This window comes from uncultured Acetatifactor sp., assembly GCF_948601915.1.
GTDB lineage: Bacteria > Bacillota > Clostridia > Lachnospirales > Lachnospiraceae > Acetatifactor.
On the sequence record NZ_CAPDXS010000201.1, the window covers coordinates 1 to 7,638 of the forward strand.

The 7,638-nt window shown below is 55.7% G+C and carries 4 protein-coding genes; all 4 read left to right on the forward strand.

The features are described 5' to 3' along the window. Positions 1 to 303: 303 nt before the first annotated feature. The 4 genes from Q2B33_RS22280 to pfkA all read left to right on the forward strand — a co-directional run bounded on the left by Q2B33_RS22280 (position 304) and on the right by pfkA (position 7,573). The gene (locus Q2B33_RS22280; RefSeq protein ID WP_300567693.1) at positions 304 to 891 is read left to right on the forward strand and encodes a hypothetical protein; all 588 of its coding nucleotides are present in this window, start codon (positions 304 to 306) and stop codon (positions 889 to 891) included. A gap of 281 nt (positions 892 to 1,172) precedes the next feature. Beyond that, the gene (locus Q2B33_RS22285) at positions 1,173 to 2,750 is read left to right on the forward strand and encodes an AAA family ATPase (protein WP_300784574.1); all 1,578 of its coding nucleotides are present in this window, start codon (positions 1,173 to 1,175) and stop codon (positions 2,748 to 2,750) included. Positions 2,751 to 2,769: 19 nt separating this feature from the next. Continuing rightward, complete coding sequence (locus Q2B33_RS22290; protein ID WP_300784577.1) at positions 2,770 to 6,468, forward strand: DNA polymerase III subunit alpha; 3,699 nt, start codon at positions 2,770 to 2,772, stop codon at positions 6,466 to 6,468. Between the two features lie 130 nt (positions 6,469 to 6,598). Next, the gene (pfkA, locus tag Q2B33_RS22295; protein ID WP_296477996.1) at positions 6,599 to 7,573 is read left to right on the forward strand and encodes a 6-phosphofructokinase; all 975 of its coding nucleotides are present in this window, start codon (positions 6,599 to 6,601) and stop codon (positions 7,571 to 7,573) included. The last annotated feature ends 65 nt before the right edge of the window (positions 7,574 to 7,638 follow it).

Consider the following 7,638-nt stretch of genomic DNA (forward strand, 5'->3'; position numbering starts at 1 on the left):
ACAACTTAGTAGTGCTGTGAAGCAATACCAACATATTTATTGACTAACACCAAAAGATATAATAATGGCATACTTGTTTCTGGATGATTAATAATAAAGATAAAATACATAAAAAATGGAAAAAATATTGACAAAATTTGTGAAAGATGTTATATTTATTATAACCAAGTAGTAAAAGGCTGTATAGCGAAAGGGGTGGGTCCGGTGAATGGAGGAGGCGCTGACTGGTTCAATCGCATGATTACATTAGGCAGTATTCAGCGTTATGCAGTATAACAGCAATGATAAGCTGTGGGAGGTGCTATGAAGATAAAGAAACGCTTCACAGGATTTATACTGGTCGCTGTCATAGCCTTGGTGGTTCTTGTGGCAATCTGCATTTATCTGTTTATGGAGAGAGGGAAACATTCGGATGCAGAGATACCGCTGGAGCGGTTGTCGGAAGGTGGAGAATATAGATTCGAAGGGCTGGAATGGGGGATATCGGCAGAGGAAGCAGCGAAACAACTTTCTTTTGAAATCGAACTGGATGAATATAAGAATGCATATGAGGGGGCTGTTGGTACAACTTTTTATAAGGCGGAACACAGCTTTGCCTTGGACGGGCAGAGCGCAATAGCTACCTTAGAATTTCAGGACGGTGAGCTTGCGATTGTAAAGTTCGATTTCGATTTCCATGAGGAGCAGAATTATGAACAGTGGTTTGAGGCCTTGGTAGAGGAAATGCTTCGACTATATGGAGAGGAGAGCCGAAAACTTGAGAATGCCAATGACCAGCTCCAGAGCATAGTCTATATATGGGAAACAGAACAGACAATGTTACAGATTACATTAATGACTGGAGATTCTATCTATCCAGGTGCTTTAGTGGGAGTCGGCAGAAAGCCATAGCTTCTTCTGTCAGAGATGGAACAAAACTTCCCGGGACTGTCCTTTTCAGGGCAGACCGGGAGGTTTTTATATTATTTGGAAACGAAATCCAGTTGACCGAAGTGAATATAAGGTCAGGTCATTACGGGAAATATGGATGAGCTTTTGATTCAGAAGAAATGATTTTAGGGGATTTTGGGCGGTTTTAAGTCCTAATTGAATTGACGCCGCTTTTATGTTAGAATGGTTTCATTGGAAAAGGGGACGCAACAGCAAATCAATGAAAGGCGAAAGCAGGGCTTATGGGAATTTATCTGAATCCAGGTAACAGAGGCTTTTGGGAATCGGTTCGGTCTGAGATTTATGTGGATAAGACAGGATTGCTTGCATGTACCAATGAGCTGCTTAGCACAAAAGAAAAATATATCTGTGTCAGCAGGCCCAGGCGCTTCGGAAAGTCCATGGCGCTTGAAATGCTTGCTGCCTATTACGGCAGGGGCTGCGACTCCAGGGAGCTCTTCGCGGGACTGAAGATAGCAGGGCAGGAATCTTTTTCCAAGCATCTGAACCGTTATGATGTGATTTATCTGAACATGCAGCAGTTCCTGATTGAGGCTGCGCCCGGAAAGGCGACGGAATACCTGGAACAGGAAGTGCTGGAAGAACTGTCCGAGGAGTATGAGGAAATCCTGCGGGGGCGGGAGATGGGGCTTGCTGCTGCGCTTCGTAAAATTTACGTGAAGACGGACAAGCAGTTCATATTCCTGATAGATGAGTGGGATTGTATCATGCGGGAACGGCAGGAGTCGGAAGCGCTGCAGAGGCAATACCTGGACTTCCTGCGGAATCTTCTGAAGGATCAGCAGTATGTCGCCCTTGCCTATATGACAGGCATCCTGCCTGTAAAAAAGTATGGCCTGCATTCGGCCCTGAACATGTTCCGGGAATACTCCATGACGAATCAAAGGAATTTCGAGGAGTATACCGGCTTTACGGAAGAGGAAGTGAAGGCTCTGTGCCAGCGTTTCGGCATGGACTTTGCGGAAGCCAGCAGTTGGTATGACGGATATAAATTCAGGAAATATCAGCATGTATACAATCCGAAGTCCGTGGTAGAGGCTATGAGCTGCGGGGAGTTTTCCAATTACTGGACGGCGACGGAAACATACGAGGCGCTGAAAATTTATATGGATATGGACTTCGAGGGGCTCCGGGCGGACATCGTGCAGATGCTGGGAGGCGGAAGCGTCAGGATCAACACACGGAGCTTCCAGAACGACATGCGGAATCTCAGGACAAAGGATGACGTGCTCACGCTGCTGATTCACCTGGGGTACCTGGCTTATGATTCCGGGAAGGAGGAAGCGTTCATCCCCAATAAAGAGATTGTGGGAGAGTTCGAGAACGCCATGAGCGTCAGCGGCTGGCCGGAGGTCATGCGGATATTGAAGGCATCGGATGACCTACTGAAGGCTACGCTGGACGGCGATGCGGACAGCGTGGCCAGAGGGCTCGACCAGGCACATACGGAAGCCTCTTCTATTTTGACCTACAATGATGAAAATTCACTTGCGTGCGCCATTGGGCTTGCGTATTACAGCGCCAGGAAAGACTACAGGCTCATCAGGGAGCTGCCGTCAGGAAAAGGCTACGCAGATGTAGTATTCCTGCCATTGCCCTCTGCAAATAAACCAGCCCTTGTCATAGAGCTGAAATATGACAAGACAGTCAATGCGGCCATACAGCAGATAAAGGACAGGCATTACACCCAGGCGCTGGAAGGATATGCGGGCGAGATATTGGCAGTGGGCATAAATTATGACAGGGACGATGCCGACAAGCGCCATAGCTGCGCGATAGAGAGACTGGAAAAGCGATAAGAACACAAAGGAGGCCCACATGGCATTCGCACACCTTCACGTCCACACGGAATACTCCCTCCTGGACGGCTCCAATAAAATCAAAGAATACGTCTCCCGTGTAAAAGAGCTGGGAATGGACAGCGCCGCCATCACGGATCACGGCGTCATGTACGGCGTCATCGACTTCTACCGGGCCGCCAGGGAGGCAGGCATCAACCCCGTCATCGGCTGCGAGGTCTATGTGGCCCCGAACTCCCGCTTCGACAAGGAGACCACCGGCGGCGAGGACAGGTACTACCATCTCGTCTTACTGGCGGAGAACAACACCGGCTACGCCAACCTGATGAAGATCGTCAGCAAAGGCTTCACCGAGGGCTACTACTACCGCCCCCGTGTGGACATGGAAGTCCTGAACCGCTACCACGAGGGGCTGATCGCCCTGTCCGCCTGCCTGGCGGGGGAAGTGCAACGGAATATCGTGAAGAACCTGCCGGAGGAGGCCAGAAAGGCGGCCCGCAGATACGAGGAATGCTTCGGAAAGGGCAATTACTTCCTGGAGCTCCAGGACCATGGCCTTCCCCAGCAGCGCCTGGTGAACACGGAGCTTTTAAAGATGAGCAAGGAGTTGGACATCCCCTTAGTGGCCACCAACGATGTCCACTACACCTACGAGAAGGACGCGGACTCCCACGACATCCTCCTGTGCCTCCAGACCAACAAGAAGCTGGCGGACGAGGACAGGCTGCGCTACGAGGGGGGCCAGTATTTCGTCAAGAGCGAGGAGGAGATGAAGGCCCTGTTCCCCTATGCCTGGGAAGCACTGGAGAACACCCAGCGCATCGCGGACCGCTGCCATGTGGAGATAGAATTCGGAGTCACCAAGCTCCCCCATTTCCAGGTGCCGGAAGGCTACGACTCCTGGAGCTATCTTAACAAGCTGTGCGGCGACGGGCTTGCGGAGCGCTACGGGGACGGGGCACAGCCCGCCGGGGACACGGGACAGACCCTGCAGGAGCGGCTTGACTACGAGCTTGGCGTCATCCGCCGCATGGGGTATGTGGACTACTTCCTGATCGTGTGGGATTTCATCAATTACGCCAGGAGCAACGGCATCCCCGTAGGGCCGGGCAGAGGCTCCGCCGCGGGGAGCATCGTGTCCTACTGCCTGAAGATCACCAACATCGAGCCCATCCGGTACAACCTGCTCTTCGAGCGGTTCCTGAACCCGGAGCGGGTGTCCATGCCCGATATCGACATCGACTTCTGCTACAACCGCAGGCAGGAGGTCATCGACTATGTGGACAGGAAGTACGGCTCCGACAAGGTGGTGCAGATTGTCACTTTCGGTACGCTGGCGGCCAAGGGCGTCATCCGGGACGTGGGCCGGGTCATGGACCTGCCCTATGCCTTCGTGGACTCCATCGCCAAGATGATACCGGCCGAGCTGAACATCACCATCGACAAAGCCCTGGAGAAGAACCCGGAGCTGCGCAAGGCCTATCAGGAGGACGAGCAGGTGCGCCACCTGATCGACATGTGCAAGCGTCTGGAGGGACTGCCCAGGCATACCTCCATGCACGCGGCGGGGGTGGTCATCTGCCCGGAGTCGGCGGACAACTTCGTGCCCCTGTCCAGGGGAAGCGACGGCTCCGTCACCACCCAGTTCACCATGACCACCCTGGAGGAGCTGGGCCTGCTGAAAATGGATTTCCTGGGTCTGCGGACGCTGACGGTGATCGCGGACGCGGTGAGGTTCGTGGAGGAGACTAAGGGGGAGCGCATCGACATCGACAGCATCGATTACAATGACCCCCTGGTGCTGGCGGCCATCGGCACCGGGAAGACGGACGGCGTGTTCCAGCTGGAAAGCGGCGGGATGAGAAGCTTCATGAAAGAGCTGCGTCCCCAGAACCTGGAGGACATCATCGCAGGCATCTCCCTGTACCGCCCGGGGCCCATGGACTTCATCCCGAAGTACATCAAGGGAAAGAATAACCATAAAGACGTAGTCTACTCCTGCCCCCAGCTGGAGCCTATCCTGGCCCCCACCTACGGCTGCATCGTCTACCAGGAGCAGGTGATGCAGATTGTCCGCGACCTGGGCGGCTACACCCTGGGCCGCAGCGACCTGGTGCGCCGGGCCATGAGCAAGAAGAAGCAGTCCGTCATGGAGAAAGAGCGGGCCAACTTCATCTACGGCAATGCGGAGGAGGGCGTGCCCGGCTGCGTGTCCAGGGGCATCGGCGAGCAGGTGGCCAGCGGCATATTCGACGACATGACCGACTTCGCGAAGTACGCTTTTAATAAATCCCATGCCGCCTGCTACGCCGTGGTGGCCTATCAGACGGCATGGCTGAAATACTATTATCCCGTGGAGTTCATGGCGGCCCTGATGACATCCGTCATCGACAGCGCCAAGAAGGTGTCGGAGTACACCCTGACCTGCCGGAACATGGGCATCGAGCTCCTGCCGCCGGACATCAACCAGGGACAGAGCGGATTCTCCGTGGACGGACAGAGCATCCGCTATGCCCTCACCGCCATCAAGGGCGTGGGCCAGTCCGCCATCGACGACATCGTGGCCGAGCGCAAGGCCAGAGGCCCGTTCCAGAACCTGAAGGAATTCCTGGAGCGCACCTCAGACAAGGACGTGAACAGGCGGGCCGTGGAGAACTTCATCAAGGCCGGGGCCCTGGACAGCCTGGGCGGCACCAGGAAGCAGTTCATGAGCGTCTATGTGCAGATCATGGAGCGCATCACAAAGGACAGGAAGAGCAATCTGGCGGGACAGATAACCCTCTTCGACATTGCGGACGAGTCCCAGAAGGAGGAGTTCGACATCCGCATGCCTGACGTAGGGGAGTACCCCAAGGAGATGGTCCTGGCCTTTGAAAAAGAGGTGCTGGGCATCTACTTAAGCGGCCATCCCCTGGAGTCCGACCAGGAGCTGTGGCAGAAGCATATCACCAACACCACGGGCGACTTCGCCTTAGACGAGGAGACCGGCAGCGCCCGGGTGGAGGACCAGGCCCGGGTGGTGGTGGGCGGCATGATCGCGGACAGGAGCATCAAGTACACCAAGAACGACAAGGTGATGGCGTTCCTGAACCTGGAGGATCTGGTGGGGAATATGGAGATCGTGGTGTTCCCCAGGGATTATGAGAGATACGGCAGCATGCTGGTGGAGGAGGCGAGAGTCTTCATCAAGGGCCGGGCCAGCATGGAGGAGGAAAAGGACGGCAAGCTGATCTGCGAGCAGGTGGTCAGCTTCCAGGAGGCGGCCCAGGCCAACGGCGCCCCGCTGTTCCGGAACCGTTACAATGAAAGCTTCGGCAGCGCGGGCTTCGGGGGCGGGGGGAGAAACGGCGGATACGGTCGGCAGGGCGGCGGACAGTACGGCGGCAGACCGGAGGGGCAGGGAGCCCGGCAGGACGGCAGTACAGGCGCGGAGGGAGCGGGTCGGGACGATGTGGGCCAAAGCGGGGGCCGGCCGCAGAAGAAGGTGCCCTCCGGCATCTGGATCCAGTTCCCGGACGCGGACAATTATTTTGCCAGGGAGAAGGAGCTGCTCACCGCCATCGAGGACTCCGACGGCAACGACGACGTGGTGATATTCCTAAAGGACACCAGAGCCTACAAGCTCCTGCCGCCCAACCGGCGGGTGTCCGCTGACAGGGCGCTGGAGCAGCGTCTGGGGGGCCTGTTCGGCGGGGAAAATGTAAAAATCCGCCAATAGGTATTGAAAACCGTATGCAAATGCATTAAAATATATGCGGAAAGCGAAAAGACAAAGCCGGATTCCTCCGGCGTGGGATGTAGGCGACGGGGAGATACGGAATCAGAATAGGGACAGGAGGTTACAGAGAATGGCGAAGGAAATAAAGACGATAGCGGTACTGACCAGCGGTGGGGACGCGCCTGGCATGAACGCCGCCATCCGCGCGGTGGTCCGCACCGCTATCTACAGGGGCGTGAAGGTAAAGGGAGTTAAGAAGGGATATAACGGCCTACTCAACGAGGACATCATCGACATGGCGCCACGCAACGTGTCGGACATCATACAGAGGGGCGGCACCGTTCTGGGCACGGCCAGGTGCCTGGAGTTCAAAAAGGTGGAATACCAGGAGAAGGCGGCTGAAATCTGCAGGAAGCACGGCATAGACGGCATCGTGGTCATCGGCGGCGACGGCTCCTACAGAGGGGCCCAGGCGCTTTCCAGGCAGGGCATCAACGCTATCGGCATTCCGGGCACGATTGACCTGGATATCGCCTGCACGGAATACACCATAGGCTTTGACACGGCAGTGAACACCGCCATGGAAGCCATCGACAAGGTCAAGGACACCTCCTCCTCCCATGAGCGCTGCAGCATCATCGAGGTCATGGGGCGCCACGCGGGCTATATCGCCCTGTGGTGCGGCATCGCCAACGGCGCCGAGGACATCCTGCTCCCCGAGAACTACGACTACAACGAGCAGGAGATCATCAACCATATCATCGAGAGCCGCAAGAAGGGCAAGATACACCACCTGATCATCAACGCGGAGGGCATCGGCCATTCCACCTCCATGGCAAAGCGCATCGAGGCGGCCACGGGCATCGAGACCAGGGCCACCATCCTAGGCTACATGCAGAGGGGCGGCAGCCCTACCGCCATGGACCGATACTATGCCTCCATCATGGGCTCCTACGCGGTGGACATCCTCTTAGAGGGCAAGACCAACCGGGTGGTGGGCTACCGCTACGGAGAGTTCACGGACTTCGGCATCGAGGAGGCCCTGCAGATGCAGAAGGACATCGACAGGTATCAGTACGAGGTGGCCAGGAGGCTTACGATCTGATCCTCATCATATTATACTGCATAACGCTGAATGCTGCCTAATGTAATCATGCGAATGAACCAGTC